This window comes from Pseudoxanthomonas sp., from assembly GCF_002863005.1.
Taxonomy (GTDB): domain Bacteria; phylum Pseudomonadota; class Gammaproteobacteria; order Xanthomonadales; family Xanthomonadaceae; genus Pseudoxanthomonas_A.
The window spans coordinates 60868-78360 of sequence record NZ_PKDG01000010.1 but is presented as its reverse complement, the minus strand read 5'-3'; the positions used below and the strand labels follow the sequence as shown (position 1 = coordinate 78360).

The 17493-nt window shown below is 66.7% G+C and carries 21 protein-coding genes; 3 read left to right on the top strand and 18 right to left on the bottom strand.

Going from position 1 to position 17493, the window contains the following annotated elements; translation table 11 throughout:
• The 10 genes from CYU89_RS03595 to CYU89_RS03550 all read right to left on the bottom strand — a co-directional run.
• Positions 1-413 (bottom strand): Fe2+-dependent dioxygenase (locus CYU89_RS03595; RefSeq protein WP_296278851.1); only part of this gene is annotated, 413 nt, incomplete at its 3' end.
• A 64-nt stretch (positions 414-477) separates the two neighbouring features.
• Entirely contained in the window at positions 478-2769 is a 2292-nt protein-coding gene (locus CYU89_RS03590; RefSeq protein WP_296278850.1) for a TonB-dependent siderophore receptor, read from the bottom strand.
• 145 nt (positions 2770-2914) lie between these two features.
• A complete protein-coding gene (locus CYU89_RS03585; RefSeq protein ID WP_296278849.1) occupies positions 2915-3283 on the bottom strand; it encodes a hypothetical protein in 369 nt (122 codons plus the stop codon).
• Positions 3284-3379: 96 nt separating this feature from the next.
• Entirely contained in the window at positions 3380-3712 is a 333-nt protein-coding gene (locus CYU89_RS03580) for a non-heme iron oxygenase ferredoxin subunit (RefSeq protein WP_296278848.1), read from the bottom strand.
• Positions 3709-4248 (bottom strand): GNAT family N-acetyltransferase, encoded by a 540-nt coding sequence (locus CYU89_RS03575; protein ID WP_296278847.1) that lies wholly within the window; start codon positions 4246-4248, stop codon positions 3709-3711. Before CYU89_RS03575 ends, CYU89_RS03580 begins: the two co-directional genes overlap by 4 nt.
• 39 nt (positions 4249-4287) lie before the next feature.
• Entirely contained in the window at positions 4288-5535 is a 1248-nt protein-coding gene (locus tag CYU89_RS03570; protein WP_296278846.1) for a cysteine desulfurase, read from the bottom strand.
• A complete protein-coding gene (gene sufD / locus CYU89_RS03565; protein ID WP_296278845.1) occupies positions 5532-6794 on the bottom strand; it encodes a Fe-S cluster assembly protein SufD in 1263 nt (420 codons plus the stop codon). Before sufD ends, CYU89_RS03570 begins: the two co-directional genes overlap by 4 nt.
• Complete coding sequence (gene sufC, locus CYU89_RS03560) at positions 6794-7558, bottom strand: Fe-S cluster assembly ATPase SufC (protein ID WP_296278844.1); 765 nt, start codon at positions 7556-7558, stop codon at positions 6794-6796. The genes sufD and sufC overlap by 1 nt, the downstream gene beginning before the upstream one ends.
• 158 nt (positions 7559-7716) lie before the next feature.
• Positions 7717-9156, bottom strand: a complete 1440-nt coding sequence (gene sufB, locus CYU89_RS03555) for a Fe-S cluster assembly protein SufB (protein WP_056878144.1) — start codon at positions 9154-9156, stop codon at positions 7717-7719.
• Positions 9157-9171: 15 nt separating this feature from the next.
• On the bottom strand, positions 9172-9633 hold the full coding sequence (locus tag CYU89_RS03550; protein WP_296278843.1) for an SUF system Fe-S cluster assembly regulator: 462 nt from the start codon (positions 9631-9633) through the stop codon (positions 9172-9174).
• Between the two features lie 205 nt (positions 9634-9838).
• Between CYU89_RS03550 and CYU89_RS03545 the strand changes: the two genes are divergently transcribed.
• Positions 9839-10042, top strand: a complete 204-nt coding sequence (locus tag CYU89_RS03545; protein ID WP_296278842.1) for a hypothetical protein — start codon at positions 9839-9841, stop codon at positions 10040-10042.
• 15 nt (positions 10043-10057) lie between these two features.
• Here the strand turns inward: CYU89_RS03545 and CYU89_RS03540 are convergent, their stop codons facing one another.
• A complete protein-coding gene (locus tag CYU89_RS03540) occupies positions 10058-10624 on the bottom strand; it encodes a c-type cytochrome (protein WP_296278841.1) in 567 nt (188 codons plus the stop codon).
• A gap of 123 nt (positions 10625-10747) precedes the next feature.
• Here CYU89_RS03540 and CYU89_RS03535 point away from each other — a divergent pair, with 123 nt between their 5' ends.
• Positions 10748-11221 (top strand): SET domain-containing protein-lysine N-methyltransferase, encoded by a 474-nt coding sequence (locus tag CYU89_RS03535; protein ID WP_296278840.1) that lies wholly within the window; start codon positions 10748-10750, stop codon positions 11219-11221.
• 113 nt (positions 11222-11334) lie between these two features.
• Entirely contained in the window at positions 11335-13545 is a 2211-nt protein-coding gene (locus CYU89_RS03530) for a DUF5916 domain-containing protein (protein WP_296278839.1), read from the top strand.
• A gap of 40 nt (positions 13546-13585) precedes the next feature.
• Here CYU89_RS03530 and CYU89_RS03525 read toward each other — a convergent pair whose 3' ends face one another.
• From CYU89_RS03525 to CYU89_RS03495, 7 genes are all read right to left on the bottom strand, one after another.
• Positions 13586-14143, bottom strand: a complete 558-nt coding sequence (locus tag CYU89_RS03525; RefSeq protein ID WP_296278838.1) for a hypothetical protein — start codon at positions 14141-14143, stop codon at positions 13586-13588.
• 9 nt (positions 14144-14152) lie between these two features.
• Positions 14153-14722, bottom strand: coding sequence for a DUF1439 domain-containing protein (locus CYU89_RS03520; RefSeq protein WP_296278837.1), 570 nt, complete (start codon positions 14720-14722; stop codon positions 14153-14155).
• A gap of 53 nt (positions 14723-14775) precedes the next feature.
• On the bottom strand, positions 14776-15075 hold the full coding sequence (locus CYU89_RS03515) for a helix-hairpin-helix domain-containing protein (RefSeq protein ID WP_296278836.1): 300 nt from the start codon (positions 15073-15075) through the stop codon (positions 14776-14778).
• Positions 15076-15100: 25 nt separating this feature from the next.
• Positions 15101-15412 (bottom strand): DUF3861 domain-containing protein, encoded by a 312-nt coding sequence (locus tag CYU89_RS03510; RefSeq protein ID WP_296278835.1) that lies wholly within the window; start codon positions 15410-15412, stop codon positions 15101-15103.
• Between the two features lie 107 nt (positions 15413-15519).
• Positions 15520-16092: a M23 family metallopeptidase gene (locus CYU89_RS03505; protein WP_296278834.1), complete on the bottom strand. Its 573-nt coding sequence runs from the start codon at positions 16090-16092 to the stop codon at positions 15520-15522.
• Between the two features lie 4 nt (positions 16093-16096).
• On the bottom strand, positions 16097-16738 hold the full coding sequence (locus tag CYU89_RS03500; protein WP_296278833.1) for a tellurite resistance TerB family protein: 642 nt from the start codon (positions 16736-16738) through the stop codon (positions 16097-16099).
• 135 nt (positions 16739-16873) lie between these two features.
• Positions 16874-17272, bottom strand: a complete 399-nt coding sequence (locus CYU89_RS03495) for an HU family DNA-binding protein (RefSeq protein WP_296278832.1) — start codon at positions 17270-17272, stop codon at positions 16874-16876.
• Positions 17273-17493: the final 221 nt, after the last annotated feature.

Here is a 17493-nt window from a genome sequence, read left to right as displayed (position 1 = left end):
TCCTCGATGATCAGTTCGCCGCCGTCGTAGTCTTCCGGTGCACTCAGGAAGAGCGTGGCGGAGAGATCCGTGCGCACGGGGTCCACGCCGCCGCGGCTGCGGTCGTAGCGGATCGCATTGTCGACGTGGTACCCGAAGGACTGGCCACCGGCGTAGCGATTGAACAGCGGCGGATAGATGCGCCTGGGCAGCGCCGCCGAGAAGAAGGTGCTGTTGCGCGAGAGCGCGTCGAGGATCAGTGCGCCGACGTCCCGCGCGGCCGGCGAATCCTCCGGCAGCTGTGCGTTGTCCTTGGCCTTGGCCGACTGGTAGCCCGCGGTGATGCGGCCGTCCGCCCAATCGGCGGCATCCAGTCGCGACCGTGCTTGCGCGACCTGCGCAGGAGTCAGGACATCCGGGATCGCCAGCAACATGCGGTTCGCCTCGAAAAGAAACCCCGCCCATTGTGCATGGGCGGGGTGGTGTCGCGTGGATGACTCAGAACCGGAACGTTGCCGTCAGCACCGCGGAGCGGCCTTCGCCCGGGTTGGCCCAGCCGTTGCCGGCGGTCACCACGCCAGCACCGTTGACGGTCAGGTTGTTGCGGATACCGGTGTAGTACTCCTCGTCGAACAAATTGCTGACGTTGAGCTGCAGGCCGATACGTTCATTGATCTGGTAACCGACCATCGCACGGTGGACCCAGTAGGCTTCCGTCTTCAGGTAGGCAGTTGCAGAAGAGTTGTTCGGATAGAAACTGCCCTGGTACGTCGCACCGTAGCCGAAGGTCCAGTCGCCCAGTTCGTACGTGCTCCAGAGGCTCGCCGAGTGGCGCGGTGTCTGGGTCAGTTCGTGGCCCTTGACCGGATCGGTGGCGGCACCGTCCGCTGCGTTCTGCAGGACCTCGCTGTCCAGGAACGTGTAGTTGGCGAACACCGCCCACTCGCGCGTGATGTTGCCGGCCACGCCCAGAGCGATACCGTCCACGCGCGCCTTGCCGTCGAGCACCTGCTCCGGCTGCAGCGGGTCGACGCTCGCCACCTTGTAGTTCTGGCGCTCGTTGCGGAACAGTGCGGCGGTTACCGCCAATCGATTCTCCAATACGTCCCACTTGGTGCCGAGCTCGATGTTGACCGCGGTTTCGGGATCCACATTGCACGTCACCGCGCTGCAAGCGCCATTGACCGACGCTTTCGACGGCGTCTTGCTGTTGGCGTACGAAAGATAGACGCTGGCGTTGTCGACTGGCTTGTACACCAGGCCCGCGCGATACGAGAACAGATCGTCCTCGTTCTCGAAGACGCCGCTCACGCCAGCGATCTGGCCCGTGGTGGAGACGGCGTAGTTCACTGTGTCGCCTTCGTTGTGCTCGTAGCGTGCGCCCAGGTTCAACAACCATTGGTCGCCGAACTTCAGCGTATCGAACACGTACACCGCCTGGTTGTTGAGGCTGCCCTCGGTGCGGCCTGTGCGGAAGTAGTTCTGCGGGCCGGTCCAGACGTTGTACGGGTTGTCGAAGTTCTGGATCGGGTAGGTGATGCCCGTCGTGGATCCGTCGGGATTTCGGAAGGTCGTGCCGGTGTCCAGTTCGAAGTCCTCCTTGCTGAAGGACACGCCCACGACGACGTCATGGCGCACGGCGCCCGTGCTGAAGCTGGCCGTCAGGTCCGTCTGGCTGTGGGCGATGAAATTCTCGGTGTCGCGTACCAGTCCACGCGGGCCACCATTCGGATTCCAGGTGCCCGCCGGCTGACCCACGCAGGCCTGGCCGGTATAGGGGTTGGTGTTGTTCGAAAGGCACCACGAACCCTGCAGTGCAGTGGCATTGGTGTATTGCTCGACCCGCTGCAGGCGACCCAGGCTGCGCAGGGTCACGTAGTCGCCGAAGTCCATTTCGAACACACCGGTCAGCATGTCGACGTCGCTTTCCTGACGCGACGTGTTCCGATAACCGAAATACGTTTCGCGATCCACGCCCGGCAGGGGGCCGTCGTTGAACGGACTCAATGCGAACGGGACGCCGTATTGGGGCATGTTGTTGTCGTGCTGGTGCAGGTAGCTCAGCGTGAAGCGGGTATCGGAATCCAGACCGAACGCGATCGACGGCGCAAAACCCCAGCGGTGCTTGAATTCTTCGTCGCGCCCGGGTACGTCCTGGGTATGCCCCATCGCGTTCAAGCGGACGGCGATGCCGTTCTCGAAGTCGACGTTGCTATCGGCGGTCACGCGGCTGTACTTGTCCGAGCCAGCGCCCACGGTGAACGTGTTGAAATCGCCCTCGCGTGCGGTCTTGCTGACCAGGTTGATGGTGCCGCCGACGGAGCCGGCACCGGACATGGCGGAGTTGGCGCCATTGATCAGTTCGATCGACTCGAGATTGAACGTGTCGCTGCGCGTGTACTGCGCACTGTCGCGCACGCCATCGGTGGTGATGTCGCTGCTGGCAGTGAAGCCGCGCAGGTTGATGCTGTCGCCATAACCGCCGCCGCCTTCGCCGGCACCGAAGGTGATGCCGGGCAGCGTGCTCAGTACGTCCTTCAGGCCCAGCAGGTTCTGTTGCGCCATGACGTCGCTGGTCACCACGGTGATCGTCTGCGGCGTGTCGACCAGGGCTTCGGTGTACTTCGGCGAGCTGGCCTTCTGGACGCGCTCACCGTGCACCTCGACGGTGTCCAGTTCCTTGGCCTGCATGGCGGCGTCGGCAGGAATCTCGCCGCCCGGAGCGGCAAGGGCAGGGGTGCTGAGGGCCAGCAGCAGGGCAGCGGCGAGGGGAGAGTGGCGCAAGTTCATGAGCATCCTCAGGTGCAGGAAGGGAACACCCGGTGGCGAAGGCTGGCGGGAGAGATCGGTGGCGATGGGGAATGCGCGCCTCGGCGGCGCCGTGATCGTTCAAGCATCGTCGCGGCCACTTGCCGAGCGGCCCGCGAGAAGCGGATCAGGTGAAGGGCGGCCCGCGTCCGGGCGAACGGACGCGACGCGAAGCCGGGGCGTCCGCATGCCGGATATCGGCACGCGCGAGCTGCGGTGCGGTCGCGACACAGCGTCGAACGATGCAGTCGCCGTCGGCTTCGGACTCTGCCGGCATCGGCAGGCTTTCGAGCATGTATCCGGCGGGAGACGCGGACGTGTACCCGCTACGGTGCGGGCCGTCCATGTCGGGTTCGTACTGGGCAGCCGAAGACCATGGCGACGTGCCCCGGAGATCCGCGCCAGTGGACGCGACGAACAGGCCTGCGAGCGCGAACAGGCTCGCCCACGGCAGGCAGCCTGACAGGATCGAAAGAGGGCGGACTTCGCGCAGCACGGGGTCTCGATGGGTCGGCTGCGATAGCCTGTCGCAGCGGTGCGACAGGATAATGAGAATGATTTGCGATTACAACAGGCGCGCCAGCGGCTTGGGTCAGTCGCGATCGTCACGCGTCCAGACGCCGCCGTGTTCGATGCGAGTCGGGAACTTGGGAACGGGCGAATACGCCGGCGCACACAGGGCACGCCCATCCCTGACATCGAACCGGGCGCCGTGCAGCACGCACTCGATGCTGGCGTCCTTCGGGTCGAAGGTGCCGGATGACAGCTCGAAATCCTCGTGGCTGCACTTGTCCTCGAGGGCGTACAGCGTGCCCTCGTGATTGACGACGAGGATCGGCGTACCCGTGACCTCGTCGAAGACGGTTTTCATTTCGCCGGGCAACAGCTCGCCCGTGGCACAGACAAAGGTCCAGGTCTCGCTCATGCCGCGGCTTCCATCAGAGGCTTCTCGAGGACTTCGAAGCGCAGATCGTCGCGCTTCGGTATGCCGAAGCGCTCGTCGCCGTAGGGGAAGGGCTTCTTGGTGCCGGTTCGCACATAGCCGCGGCGTTCGTAGAACGCGATCAACTCGTCACGGATGTCGATCACCGTCATCCGCATCGCGGGCAATCGCCATTCGTCGCGCGCCACGCGTTCGGCTTCCGCCAGTATGGCCTTGCCGACGCCACCGCCCTGCAGGTCGGGCCGCACGGAGAACATGCCAAAGTAGCCCGCACCCTCGTCTTCCGCCACGTGCGCGCAGGCCAACAGCAGGCCATCGCGTTCGGCCAGCAGGATGCGGCTGCGATCGCGTTCGATGTCGCGGGCGAGCACGTCCGGATCGATGCGCTGGCCATCGAGCATGTCGGCTTCGGTGGTCCAGCCCTGCTTGCTGACATCACCGCGGTAGGCAGAGGTCACCAGTGCGACGAGGGCCGGAATGTCGGCGGGGACGGCGGAGCGGAAGGTCAGGGTATCCATGCCGCCCATTGTAGGGCGGCAACCCCTTCTACCCCAGCGTCAGGCCAGCAGGCTGCGCGCTTTCTTCAGGGCCGCGATGAAGCGCTCGACATCCTCGTGCGAGTTGTAGAACGCGAACGAGGCCCGCAGGGTGGCGGCGACGCCGAAGAACTGCAGCAAGGGATGCGCGCAATGCTGGCCGGAGCGGACGGCGACGCCCTCCAGGTCCAGCAACGTGGCCAGGTCGTGCGCATGCGCCCCTTCGATCAGGAAGGAAATCACCGCCGCCTTGTCGGGCGCGCGGCCGAAGATGCGCAGGCCCTCGATCCGGTCCAGTTCCTCGGTGGCGTGCGCCAGAAGTTCGGCTTCGCGGGCTTCGACGTTCGCCATGCCCAGCGCATCCAGGTAGTCCACGGCCGCGCCCAGCCCGATGAAACCCGCGATGTTGGGCGTGCCTGCTTCGAACTTGTGCGGCGGGTCGTTGAACACCGTGCCGTCGAAGCTCACTTCCTTGATCATCTCGCCGCCGCCGATGAACGGCGGCATAGCCTGCAGGTGTTCCTTGCGCGCCCACAGGGCGCCGGTGCCGGTGGGCCCGCACATCTTGTGGCCGGTCAGCGCGTAGAAGTCGCAGCCGATGGCGGCGATGTCGACCGCGCGATGCGGCACGGCCTGGGAACCATCGACGACCGTCGTGATCCCGCGCTTGCGTGCCTCGCGGCAGATATCGCGCACCGGGTTGACTGTGCCCAGCACGTTCGAAGTGTGGGTGATCGCCAGCAGCTTCACATCACCGGTCATCGCGGCGTGCAGCGCATCGAGGTCGAGCGTGCCGTCGGCGTGGATTTCCGCAACCTTGATGGTCGCGCCGGTGCGCTGGGCGACCAGTTGCCAGGGCACGATGTTGGCGTGGTGCTCCATGCGCGACACCAGGATCGTGTCGCCGGCCTTCAGGCGCGGCAGCGCCCACGAGTACGCCACGAGGTTGATCGCGAAGGTGGTGCCGCTGCACAACACCAGCTCGTCCGCGCGCACGTTGAGGAAGCGCGCCAGCGTCTTGCGGGCGCCTTCGTAGGCTTCCGTCGCCTCCGTGCCCAGCGTGTGCACTGCGCGGCTGACATTGGCGTTGTGTTGGCGATAGAAGTCGTCGGTCGTCCGGATCACCGACACCGGCTTCTGGCCGGTGTTGGCGCTGTCCAGGTAGATGAGCGGCTTGCCGTTGACCTGCCGCGCGAGCAGGGGGAAGTCCTCGCGGACGCGTGCCCAATCGATGGCGGTACCGGCGTCGGTCAGGACTTCGCGGTTCATCCCGCCTCCACCGCCGCCAGCGCGGCGTCCACGCGGACGAGCAATGCATCGCGCACGTTGGCGTCTTCGATCACGCCCAGCGGCTCGCGGCAGAACGCGGTGGTCAGCAGCTGTCGCGCTTCCGGCTGGGTCAGGCCGCGCGAGCGCAGGTAGAACAGGGCATTGGCATCGATCTGGCCGACGGTGGCGCCGTGGGCGGCCTTCACTTCGTCGGCGTGGATTTCGAGCACCGGCTGGGTGTCGATCTCGGCGCTGTCCGACAGCAGCAGGTTCTTGTTCGACAGCGCGGCGTCGGTGCCATCCGCACCCTCGCGGATCAGGATGCCGCCATGGAACACCGCGCGGCCGCGTCCAGCGCCGAGTCCGCGCCATGTCAGTTCGCAGGCTGTGTCCCGACCGATGTGGTCGATGCCCAGGCGGGTGTCGACGTGGCGTCGTCCGCCGGCCAGCAGTACGCCGTTCGCCGCAAGGCGCGCGTTGTCGCCTTCCAGGCGCACGTTGAGTTCATGGCGGGACAATGCGCCGCCCAGTTCCAGGTCCACGCGCCGGTAATCGGCATCGCGTGCCAGTACCGCGTCGGTGCGGAGCAGCGTGGTGGCGCGGTCGCTGTCCGTCTGCACGCGGGCGTGCGACAGCGTGGCGCCGGCAGCGAGATGCACGTGGCTGAGCGTGTTGATGAAGTGCGCGTGTGGCGTGGCGGCGAGGTGGAGCTCCACCACCGTCAGCGAGGCGCCCGCGCGCAGTTCGATCAGATTGCGCAGGTGCCAGGCGCGATCGGCGCCGTCGTCGGTGCCGATGAAGACCAGGTGGAGCGGCCGCTCACTGCGCACATCGGCCTCGGCGCGCAGCAGCAGCCCTTCGGTGGCCAATGCGGCATTGAGCCGGGCGAAGACTTCGTCGGTGCGCTCGAAGCGACGCTGCAGGAAGCGCGCCGCATCGCCGCCGTCGGCGAGCGCCTCGGACAGCAGCTGCAGGCTGACGCCGTCCGGCAGATCGGTGGTCAGCGACAGCGCCACCGAGTAGCGGCCGTTGACGAACACCGCGCGCGGCGCCGGGATGTCGGCCAGCAGCATCGGGTCCAGCGACGGCAGCGCATCGACGGCCGCGAAGCTGCGGCGTTCCAGCTGGCGCAGCGAGGTGTACTTCCACGCTTCGGTGCGCGGGCCGGGCAGGCCGTCGCGCAGCGCTTCGTCGAGCACCGCGCGGCGCGCGACGTCGCCGCTGAAGCCGGCGGACAGGGAGTCGAGCAACGCGCTCATCAGGCGGCCTGCTCCGGGGCGACCCGGTCCTTGATCCAGGCGTAGCCGTGCTGTTCGAGTTCCAGCGCCAGTTCCGGGCCGCCGGTCTCGACGATGCGGCCGCCGGCCAGCACGTGCACCACGTCCGGCTTGATGTAATCGAGCAGGCGCTGGTAGTGGGTAATGACCACGAACGCGCGGTCCGTGGATCGCAGCGCGTTGACACCATCGGCGACGTTCTTCAGCGCGTCGATGTCCAGGCCGCTGTCGGTCTCGTCCAGGATCGCCAGCTTCGGTTCCAGCACGGCGAGCTGGAAGATCTCGTTGCGCTTCTTCTCGCCGCCACTGAAACCTTCGTTGACGCCACGATGAAGCAGCTCGTCCTTCAGGTGCAGCACGGCCAGCTTCTCGCGCACCAGCTTGAGGAACTGCATCGAATCCAGTTCCGACTCGCCGCGCGCCTTGCTCTGGGCATTGAGCGCCGCGCGCAGGAAGTAAGTGTTGTTCACGCCCGGGATCTCGACCGGGTACTGGAACGCCAGGAACACACCGGCGGCGGCGCGCTCTTCCGGCTCCAGTTCCAGCAGCGGCTTGCCGTCGAACTCGACGCTGCCGGCGGTGACCTCATAGCCCTCGCGGCCGGCCAGGATGTTACCCAGCGTGGACTTGCCGGCGCCGTTGGGGCCCATGATGGCGTGCACTTCGCCCGGCTTCACCTCCAGCGAGAGGCCCTTGAGGATGTCCTTGCCGGCGACGCTGGCGTGGAGGTTGTCGATCTTCAACATGGTGCGTTTCCAGTTTGATTGCTTGAGCCCCTCTCCCACCGGGAGAGGGGTTGGGGTGAGGGTCCGGCGAAGTCCGGATGGTCCGGACGTCATTGGCTCCGCCGCACCCTCATCCGGCGCTTCGCGCCACCTTCTCCCTGAGGGAGAAGGGAACTGCATTACCCGACGCTGCCTTCCAGCGACACTTCCAGCAGTTTCTTGGCTTCCACCGCGAACTCCATCGGCAGCTCGCGGAACACCTGCTTGCAGAAGCCGTCGACGATCATCGAGACGGCGTCTTCCTGGCCGATGCCGCGTGCGCGGCAGTAGAACAGCTGGTCGTCGGAGATCTTCGAAGTGGTGGCCTCGTGCTCCAGCGTCGCGGTGGGGTTCTTCACCTCGATGTAGGGGAAGGTGTGCGCACCGCACTTCTTGCCGATCAGCAGGCTGTCGCACTGGGTGTAGTTGCGCGCGCCGTCGGCGTTGCGGTCCACTTTCACCAGGCCGCGGTAGGTGTTCTGGCCGCGGCCGGCGCTGATGCCCTTGCTGACGATCTTGGACTTGGTGCGCTTGCCCACGTGGATCATCTTGGTGCCGGTGTCGGCCTGCTGGCGGTGGTGGGTCAGCGCGACCGAGTGGAACTCGCCCACGGAGTCGTCGCCCAGCAGCACGCAGGACGGGTATTTCCAGGTGATCGCCGAACCGGTCTCCACCTGCGTCCACGTCACCTTGCTGCGGTCGCCCCGGCATTCGGCACGCTTGGTGACGAAGTTGTAGATGCCGCCACGGCCCTCCTCGTCGCCCGGGTACCAGTTCTGCACCGTCGAGTACTTGATCTCGGCGTCTTCCAGCGCGACCAGTTCCACCACGGCGGCGTGCAGCTGGTTCTCATCGCGCATCGGCGCGGTGCAGCCTTCCAGATAGGAGACGTAGGCCTTGTCTTCGCAGATGATCAGCGTGCGCTCGAACTGGCCCGTGTGGCCCGCGTTGATGCGGAAGTAGGTGCTCAGTTCCATCGGGCAGCGCACGCCCTTGGGGATGAACACGAAGCTGCCGTCGGAGAACACCGCCGAATTGAGCGCGGCGAAGTAGTTGTCGCCCACCGGCACCACGCTGCCCAGGTACTGCTTCACCAGTTCGGGATGTTCGTGGATGGCCTCGGACATCGAACAGAAGATCACGCCCTTCTCGGCCAGTTCCTTGCGGAAGGTGGTGCCGACGGAGACCGAATCGAACACCGCGTCCACCGCCACGCCCGCCAGCTTCGCGCGCTCGTGCAGCGGCACGCCCAGCTTGTCGTAGGTGTCCAGCAGTTCCTGCGGCACCTCGTCCAGCGAGGCGTACTTCGCCTTCGGTGCGCTGTAGTAACTGATGGCCTGGAAATCGATCGGACCGATCTTCAGCTTGGCCCAATGCGGGGCCTGCATGGTCAGCCAGTGGCGGTAGGCGGCCAAGCGCCATTCGGTCATCCATTCCGGCTCGTTCTTCTTCGCCGACAGGGCGCGGACGACGTCCTCGTCCAGGCCGGGCGGCAACGAATCGGATTCGATGTCGGTGATGAAGCCGGCGTCGTAGCGACGTCCCAGCTGTTCCAGGATTTCAGCGTTCTCGGTGGCCATCGGGCTGCCTACGGTTCAGCGGGTCGCGACCTGCACGGCGATGGATCGCCTGCGCACGTCGTCGGAAGAAGAGGGGGGAGGCGCGACCATCTGCGCCAGGGTGAAGCCGCGCAGGGCGTCGGCCACCACGTCGTTGATCAGGCGCCAGTTCGCGCGCGCACCGCATTTCTGTGCGATGCCGCACTGGCTTTCGCTCTGGCTGCATTCGGTCATCGCCAGCGGGCCTTCCATGGCTTCCACGATGTCCACCAGGGTGATCTCGGCCGCGTCGCGGCTCAGGCGGTAGCCGCCGTGCACGCCCCGCAGGCCTTCCACCAGGCCGGCCTGCGCAAGCGGCTTCAGCACCTTGCTGACGGTCGGGGTTTCCAGGCCGGAATGTTCGGCCAGGTCGGAGGCACTGAGCACCTGGCCCGGCCGGGCGGCGAGCACGGTCAGGACCACGGTGGCGTAGTCGGTCAGCTTGGTGACGCGGAGCATGGGGGAGGGAACTCGGAAAACGTACCGAAATTGTACGCTTTCAGGCCGGCCGGCTCAAACTCCGGGGTTCTGCCTGTTCAGGCGAGGCCGCTCCGGCTGACGAATGTCACCCGCGATGGTTGACGGCTGCGACTGATGCGGCGACCCGCATATCGGGAACATGGGCCCCGTCCACTCCCGGACAGTCCCTTCCAGGAACGCTTCGATGAACACCTCCCACGCCTCCTCCGGTACCGCCCCGTCCGCCCACGGACTGGACCAGCGCTTCCTCTGGCGCGTGCTGCTCGCCATCGGCGGCGTCTACCTGGCAGTGAAGCTGTTCCGCGGGCTGGGCCAGCTGTTCTGGACCGTGTTCGGCCTGGCACTGGGCCTGGTCTGGATGTTCAACGGCCGCCTCTTCCCCTGGTGAGGCGGCCGCAGGCCTTCAGTGGGCCGCAGGCGCGTCCGCCGGCGGGGTCGGCAACACCAGGCCGAGGTAGGGCGCCGGCGGGGTCTGTCCCGGAGGTAGCGCCTCGGGCGCGGGCTGGCCGGCGGCACCGAGCGAATACACGAAGCGGTAGATCGCGCGGCGGTCTTCCTCGGTCATCGCGCGCACGGCGAAGTCCGGCATCATCGGGCGGGTACGCAGGTTGGCGCTGTACTCGAGCCACTGCGCTTCGGTGAGCTGCTGCATGCGCAGCCGCAGGTTGCTCGGGTAGGTAGTGCCCCACGGCCCGTGGAAGCCCATCGGCGAACCCACCAGCCAGCCGGCCTTGTCGGTCGTGCCGCCGGATTCGGCGTAGCCCGGCGTGTGGCAGTCGTTGCAGCCGGTGGTTCGCACGAGATATTCGCCGCGCGCGAGCAGGTCGGCAGCGCTCGGCGCGGCCGACGGCAGTGGGGCCGTCGTCGGCGTTTCCGCAGGCTGGCAGGCGGACAGAGTGAGGCACAGGGCGGTGGTGAACAGGAGCGGGCTGGCGCGCATGGTGGTGGTCGCAATAAGGGGAACGGGCATCGAACGCGCGGCCCCGCGCAGACCGGCCACCTGCTGCAGCCGCAGCGTTCAGGCGAGCGAAAGTTGGGAAACGCCCTGCGCATGGGCGAGAATCCCCCTTCCTCCCTCCCGCCGGACCCCCGCATGCCCCGCAAGATCGAAGCCCGCCAATCCGACATCCACGGTAACGGCGTGTTCGCCATCGCGCCGATCGAGAAGGGCGAGCGCGTGGTGGAGTACAAGGGCAAGCGACGGACCCATGAAGAAGTCGACGCCGACGACACCGGGGACGTCGACTCCGGCCACACCTTCCTGTTCACGCTCAACGACGACTACGTCATCGATGCCAACCACAAGGGCAACAAGGCGCGCTGGATCAACCACAGCTGCGACCCGAACTGCGAGGCCGTCATCGAAGAGCATGACGGCAAGAACCGCAAGAAGGACAAGGTCTTCATCGAAGCGATCCGCGCCATCAAGCCTGGCGAAGAGCTGACCTACAACTACGGCATCACCCTTGCCGAGCCGCACACCGCGCGCCTGAAGAAGATCTGGGCCTGCCGCTGCGGCAGCAAGAAATGCACGGGCACGATGCTGCAGCCCAAGAAAGGGCGCTGATCTCCACTTGGCACGGATGCCGCGGGAAGCCGAAAGGTTGAAATGACCGAAGGCAGGTGTGGCCCGTGTTTCCCGCCGCTAACGTGCGCGCACCGGACCACCACCCGCCTGCCATGACCCTGACCCGATTCGCCGGCCTGCTCGCGCTGGCCCTGCCGTGCAGCCTTGCCCATGCCGTCGAGATCGACGGCCGCATCGATCCTGCCGAATGGCAGGAAGCACGCCACGTCACCGACTTCCGCAAGACCCAGCCACTGACCGGCGAGCCGGGCTCGCTCGCGACGGAGGCATGGATCCTGGCCACGCCCGATGGTCTCGCCATTGCCTTCCGGGCCACGCATCCCTCCAGTGTTCCGCGCACGCGGCAGAAGGTGCAACGCGACTTCGACGAACAGGTCGACCGCGTGAACGCCTTCATCGATTTCGATGGCGATGGCCGGACGGGATATGCCTTTACCGTCAGCTCGACTGGCGGCATCGCCGACGAGATCATCACCAACGAGAACCAGTTCAGCGACGACTGGGACGGTCAGTGGCGCCACGCGGTGGCTGAAGACGAGCAGGGCTGGTCTGTGGAACTGCTGGTCCCTTGGCATACCGCGCCCATGCGCGACGGCACCGACGGCCAGCGCACGCTGAAAGTCTTCCTTGCCCGCGTGATCGGCGCGACCGGCGAGCGCATGGCCTGGCCGCAGGCGAGTTTCGAGCGGCCGCGCTTCCTGTCCGATTTCGCACCGGTCACGGTTGCCCGCTACGACCAGTCGCTGCTGGCGATCACGCCCTATGTCTCCGGCCTGTACGACAACGTCGGCGGGCAGGGCGACCTGAATGCCGGTGCCGATCTGTTCTGGAAACCGAATGGCCGCTTCCAGCTCACCGCGACGCTGAAGCCGGATTTCGGCCAGGTCGAAGCAGACGACCTGGTAGTCAACTTCAGCGCCACCGAAACCTTCATCAGCGACAAGCGCCCGTTCTTCACCGAGAACCAGGGCATTTTCGAACTGACCACGCCGTCGGACGACAGCCAGCAGCTCTATACGCGCCGCGTGGGCAGCACCGGCGACATCGTCGCGGCGGTGAAATTGAACGGCAGCCTGGGCAAGGCCAACTACGGGCTGTTCTCCGCCGACGAGGACGGCGCCACCGGACGCAGTTACCACGCGGTGCGGCTGGTACGCGACTTCGAGAGCCAGAACCTCGGCGCGATGCTGACCCGCGTCGACGATCCTTCGCGCGATCGCGAGGCCACCGTGCTGGGCGTGGACCACAACTGGCGCCCAAGCGCGCGCTGGAACATCCGTACGCGCCTGCTGGGCAGCCGCATCGACCAGGCCGGCAGCGATACCGGCGATGTCGGTGCGACGGTATGGGCCGACTACGAAATGGACCACGGCTGGCGCCAGCAATGGATCGCCATGCACTTCGGCAACGATCTGCAGCTCAACGATTTCGGCTACCTGTCGCGCAACAGCACCAATTACCTGCATTGGGAAGTGCGCAAACGCTTCACCGACATGCCGGCGGACTCGCGTTACGCCTCCAAGGATTGGCGCTGGCGCGTCAGCAGTAGCCACAACAACCATGGCGACAAGCTCAATGACCAGTTCCGCATGAGCCGCGAGGGCCAGTTGCGCAACGGCAGCTACGAATATGCGCAGATCAACGTCAACAGCGCGGGACTGGCCGATACCGTGCTGCGCGGCAATGGCGTGATCCGGCTGCCGGCGAACTTCAACACCTACTTCGAGTACGAGCGGCCGCGCAAGGGCGACTGGGCGCACGAGACGGAGATGGAGATCGTCAGCGGTGGCCTGGCGGGCAACCGCAAGCTGGGCGGCGGCGTGGGTTACACCGGTACGTACTTCATCAACGACGCTTTCAGCCTCTACGGCGGCTTCTATGCGCTGTACACCCCCGACTGGCTGGTCTGGCAGCGCGAAGACCTGGTCGGCGGTTTCCGGCGCCGCCAGGTCAGCCTCGACGCGGGGCTGGACTGGGTGATGGCGGACCGCCACGAACTGAGGGTAAAGATGCAGGCGATCGCGCTGGATGCCCGCGTACAGGATGCGTGGCGCTTCGATGCGCTGGGCCATGCGCTGGCCGCGTCCGATACGGTGGACGACTTCAGCGTGCGCAACCTCGGCTTCCAGATCCGCTACCGCTACGAGCTGGCGCCGCTTTCGTACCTCTACGTGGTCTACGCGCGTGGTGGCTACGATCAGCGTACCGGAACCGACGACGTGGGCGGCCTGCTGCAGGACAGCCTGCGCCTGCGCGACGACGAGCAACTGGTGGTCAAGCTGAGTTACCGCTTCGAGATCTGAGCGCGCACCGCCCGACGGCGGTACGCAGCGTCTGTCGCGCTCAGCGAGTGACGGGCGGGGCCAGTTTCAGTTCCACGTGACCGTCTCGGATCCGCAGCGAGTCCGCATCCAGCGGGCCGGGTGCCTGGGCGAGATCCTCGGCGGTGAGGGTGTAGAGCGGCCGCGTGCGCGCGTACTCGCCGACCAGCTCCTGCAACGCCTCGCGCGAGCCGCCCGGCAGACCGCGGCCTGCCGCACCGGTGCCGATGTGTTCGATGCGGGGATCGACCAGGTGCAGGCCCCGGGTGTTGGGGTCGTACCGCAGTCCGCTGCTGACCACCACGTTGCCGTTCTCGAGCCGGTCGCCATTGGCCAGGCCGACGTCATAGTCCATCTGCAACTGCAGGCGCTCACCCGGGACGGGGATGCGCACTTGCGGATCGGTCAGGGTCAGGGAGGCGAAACCTTCGAGCAGTGCGTGCTCCACAGGAAAGCCGGCGCGGGCGGCCGCCTGCAGCTGGGTGGCGTCGAAGCGGAGCGTGCCGGCGTTGTCCGCCCCGGCCAGAGAGGGCAGCGCGAGTGCGCAGAGCAGGGCGATACGGGGGATCAGGGTCTTCATCGTGCTGCCTCACTGCAGGTGGATGACCACGCGGCCATCCTCGATCAGGGTGCTGCCGATGCGCTTGCTGGCGGGCAGGCGCTGCAGGATGTCGTTGTCGATGCGGTAGACCGGCTCGCTGCGCGCGTATTCGGCCAGCACGGTGTTGACCAGTTGGCGCGTACCGCCGGACATCAGCGAACCCGACCCCGGCACGTCGACCGACAGGATTTCGGGATTGTCCAGGTGCAGCCCGCGCGTCGCGGGGTCATAGCGTAGTCGGCTGGCGAGCGCGAAGTGGCCACGGCTGACATCGCGAGCGCCGAGCGCACTGACGCCGATGTCGAAGTCCAGCCGGAGGCGGTCATCGCCCGACGGAATGCTCAGGCGCGGATTGGTCAGCGTGGCCGAGACCAGTCCCCCCAGCTTGTCGAACTCGCGCGGGAAGCTCTGATTGAGGTAGCGCTGCAGCTGCGGCTGGGTGAAGTTGATCTGGTTGCCGAACAGGCCAGTGACTGCATTGAGGGTTTCGCAGCCCGAGAGGGCGAGCGTGGCGGTGGCGGCGAAGGCGGCGACCAGGAAGCGGCGGCGGGTGCGCATGGAAAGCTCCGTGACGGGTCGCCGCACCTTAGCCGTAACCGCCTGTCCGACGGCTAACCGGCGAGTGCAGGGTCGTTGCGGAATCGCAGTTTGCGCTCGGCGGTGTAGTGCCACCAGGGTAGCGGGCCACTGCCTTCCATGAAGCGCACCGCCGCGATGAAGCAGTCGCACAGGCAGGGATCATGGCGCTGGCCCGTCGCCTCGTTCACCCGCTGGTAGAGCGCGTACGGATCCTGGCCGACCAGGTCGCCGGGGCGGAGGATACCGATGCCGCGCAGGTCGCCCGCGATGGACGGCCCGATGTTCGGGAGGTCCTCGAGCCGGTGGGCGTCGTCGGCGCTGCGCGCTTTCATCGCTACGGACTGCCGCAGGGGAAGGTCAGCTGCCGTCCCGGCTGCGCGTCTTCAGCGCGGCGATGAACGTGCCCATGTGTGGACGCAGGGGGGCGAACAGGTCGTCGGAATCCTTGCGGTGGTCGAGCATCAGTCCGCTGAGCAGCTTCGTGCCGACGACCAGTGCGGCGCGCTCGTCGCCACTGAGGCCGCGCTGGCGCTGGACGTTCTCGAGGATGCGCATCCAGTCGTCGTGGCAGCCATGCTCGAACTCGATGGTGCAGCGGCCGGGGGAGGGCTGGCCATCGCCCTCGATCGGCGTGACGGTGATGCGATAGCGGTGGGAGTCGTTGGGCATGGCAGCGGTACAGGCACGCGTCGGGGACGAATCAAAGATAGGCCCACACGCCGTGGGTAACGAGCGTCGCCCCCGCGATGGACTGTTCCGCCCGGCGGCGCGGCGGTTCAGTCGACGGTCGCGGAGGCCGCGCCCGCCGTGAACAGCGGGAACGGATCGTAAGCGCCAGCGGCGCCGTAGATGCCGTAATGGAGGTGCGGTGGCGTGCCTCGCGCATTGCCGGTCGTGCCGACGAACCCCAGCACGTCACCGGGTTGCACGACCTGGCCGTCGGCCAGGCCGGGCGCCCAGTCGTCCAGGTGCGCGTAGTAGTGGCGCTCGCGTCCCGGGCCGAGCACCCACACCTGCTTGCCCCCCAGTCCACCATCGCGGATGGACACCACGATCCCGCGCGTCGCGCTGACCACGGGCGTGCCGCGCCTGGCGAAGATGTCCACGCCCTGATGGGTACGGTCGCGGCCTCGCGGCGCGCCGAACGTGTCGGCCACCTGTCGCGCCCGCACTCCCTCGACGGGAACGGGCAACGCGGTCGGCGCGGGCGCCCGCGAGATATCCCACAGCATGCGGGCAGGGGCCATGAAAGGCCTGCCCCATGCCCACGCCAGCAGCATCGCCAGCACGGCCAGCGACAACAGCGTCCAGGCCAAGCGCCTCAGGCGCCGCGCGGCGGGCCGCACCATGCGATCAGCCCTGCGGCGAGGACTGCATCTGCGCCAGCTGGCGTTCCAGCTGCGCCTTCAGCGACGGATCCAGCTTCAGCTGCTTCGCCAGCTCATCCAGATAGGCGCGCTCCATGAAACTCTGTTCGTCGGCGACCATCAGGCTGGCCAGGTACATCTCCGACGCGATCTCCGGCGTACTGCCGGCGCGCGCGACGTCCGCCGGGTCCAGCGGCTTCTCCAGCTCGGCATGCAGCCACTGCTGTACATCGCCGTCGGTGCCGAGTCGGGCGAATTCGCCTTCGATCACGTCGCGCTCGCGCGCATCGATGTGGCCGTCGGCCTTCGCTGCCGCGACCAGCGCCGTGAGGATGGCCTGGCTGTGCAGCTCCACCTGCGGCGGCGGAAGACGATCCACGGTCTGCGGACCGGCGCCGGCGGCGAACCCTCCCTGCTGGCGCTTGTAGTCCCCATAGGCCCGATAGGCCATCACGCCGATCGCGGCCAGGCCGCCGTATGTGGCGAGCTTGCGGGTGGTCTTGTTCTTGCCCAGCAGCAGGCCCAGCGCGCCGCCGCTGATCGCGCCCTTGCCGAAGTCGGCGTTGAGTACGCTGCCGCTGCCGCTGGAGGATTTCAGCAGATGGTCGAGGAAGCCCTGGATCTTCATGCGCGGAGCACCTTGTCGTGGGGAGATGAAGGATGACGTGCGGGCGATGCCGGGGCTTCGCAAGGGCGGCCAGCGGCATCAAAAAAAACGGGACGGCATGGCCGTCCCGTTCGTGTCACGCGAGGTGCGCCGCGATCAGGCGGCGGCGTCCTTCAGCTTCTTCAGCGGACGGACCTTGACCTTCACCGTGGCGGGCTTGGCGGCGAACCACTGCTCTTCCTTGGTGAACGGGTTGATGCCCTTGCGCTTCGGCTTGGCCGGCACGTTGACGGCCGTGATCTTCAGCAGGCCGGGCAGCGTGAAGGCGCCCGCGCCCTTCTTGTTCACCGAGGCGTGCACGGCGCTTTCCAGCGAGGCCAGCACGGCGCGGACGTCCTTGGCGGCCACGGAGGTCGCTTCGGCGATGTGGGCGACGAGGCCCGACTTGCTCAGCGCTTCCTTGATCGGCTTCGGGGCGGCCGGCTTGGCGGCGGCCTTCGGTGCAGCTTTCTTGGCGGCCTTTTTCGGCGCGGCCTTCTTGGTGCTCTTTGCCATGTGTCCTGTCTCTACTGTCGAGTGGTTGGGTAATCGGGCCGATCGCATCGGCAAGCGAAATGTAGGGCAAAGGAATGGCGCCGCCAAGGGCAGGAAGGCCCCGAAACCGCTTTTTTTTCGCTTTTTTCGTGTTTTTCCGTCGCCGCGTGTCGGAAATCGCCTGTCGGCATGACCAAATCACCTTTCGCATGCGTCGATGCGCAAGGACGGTCGCCACCACC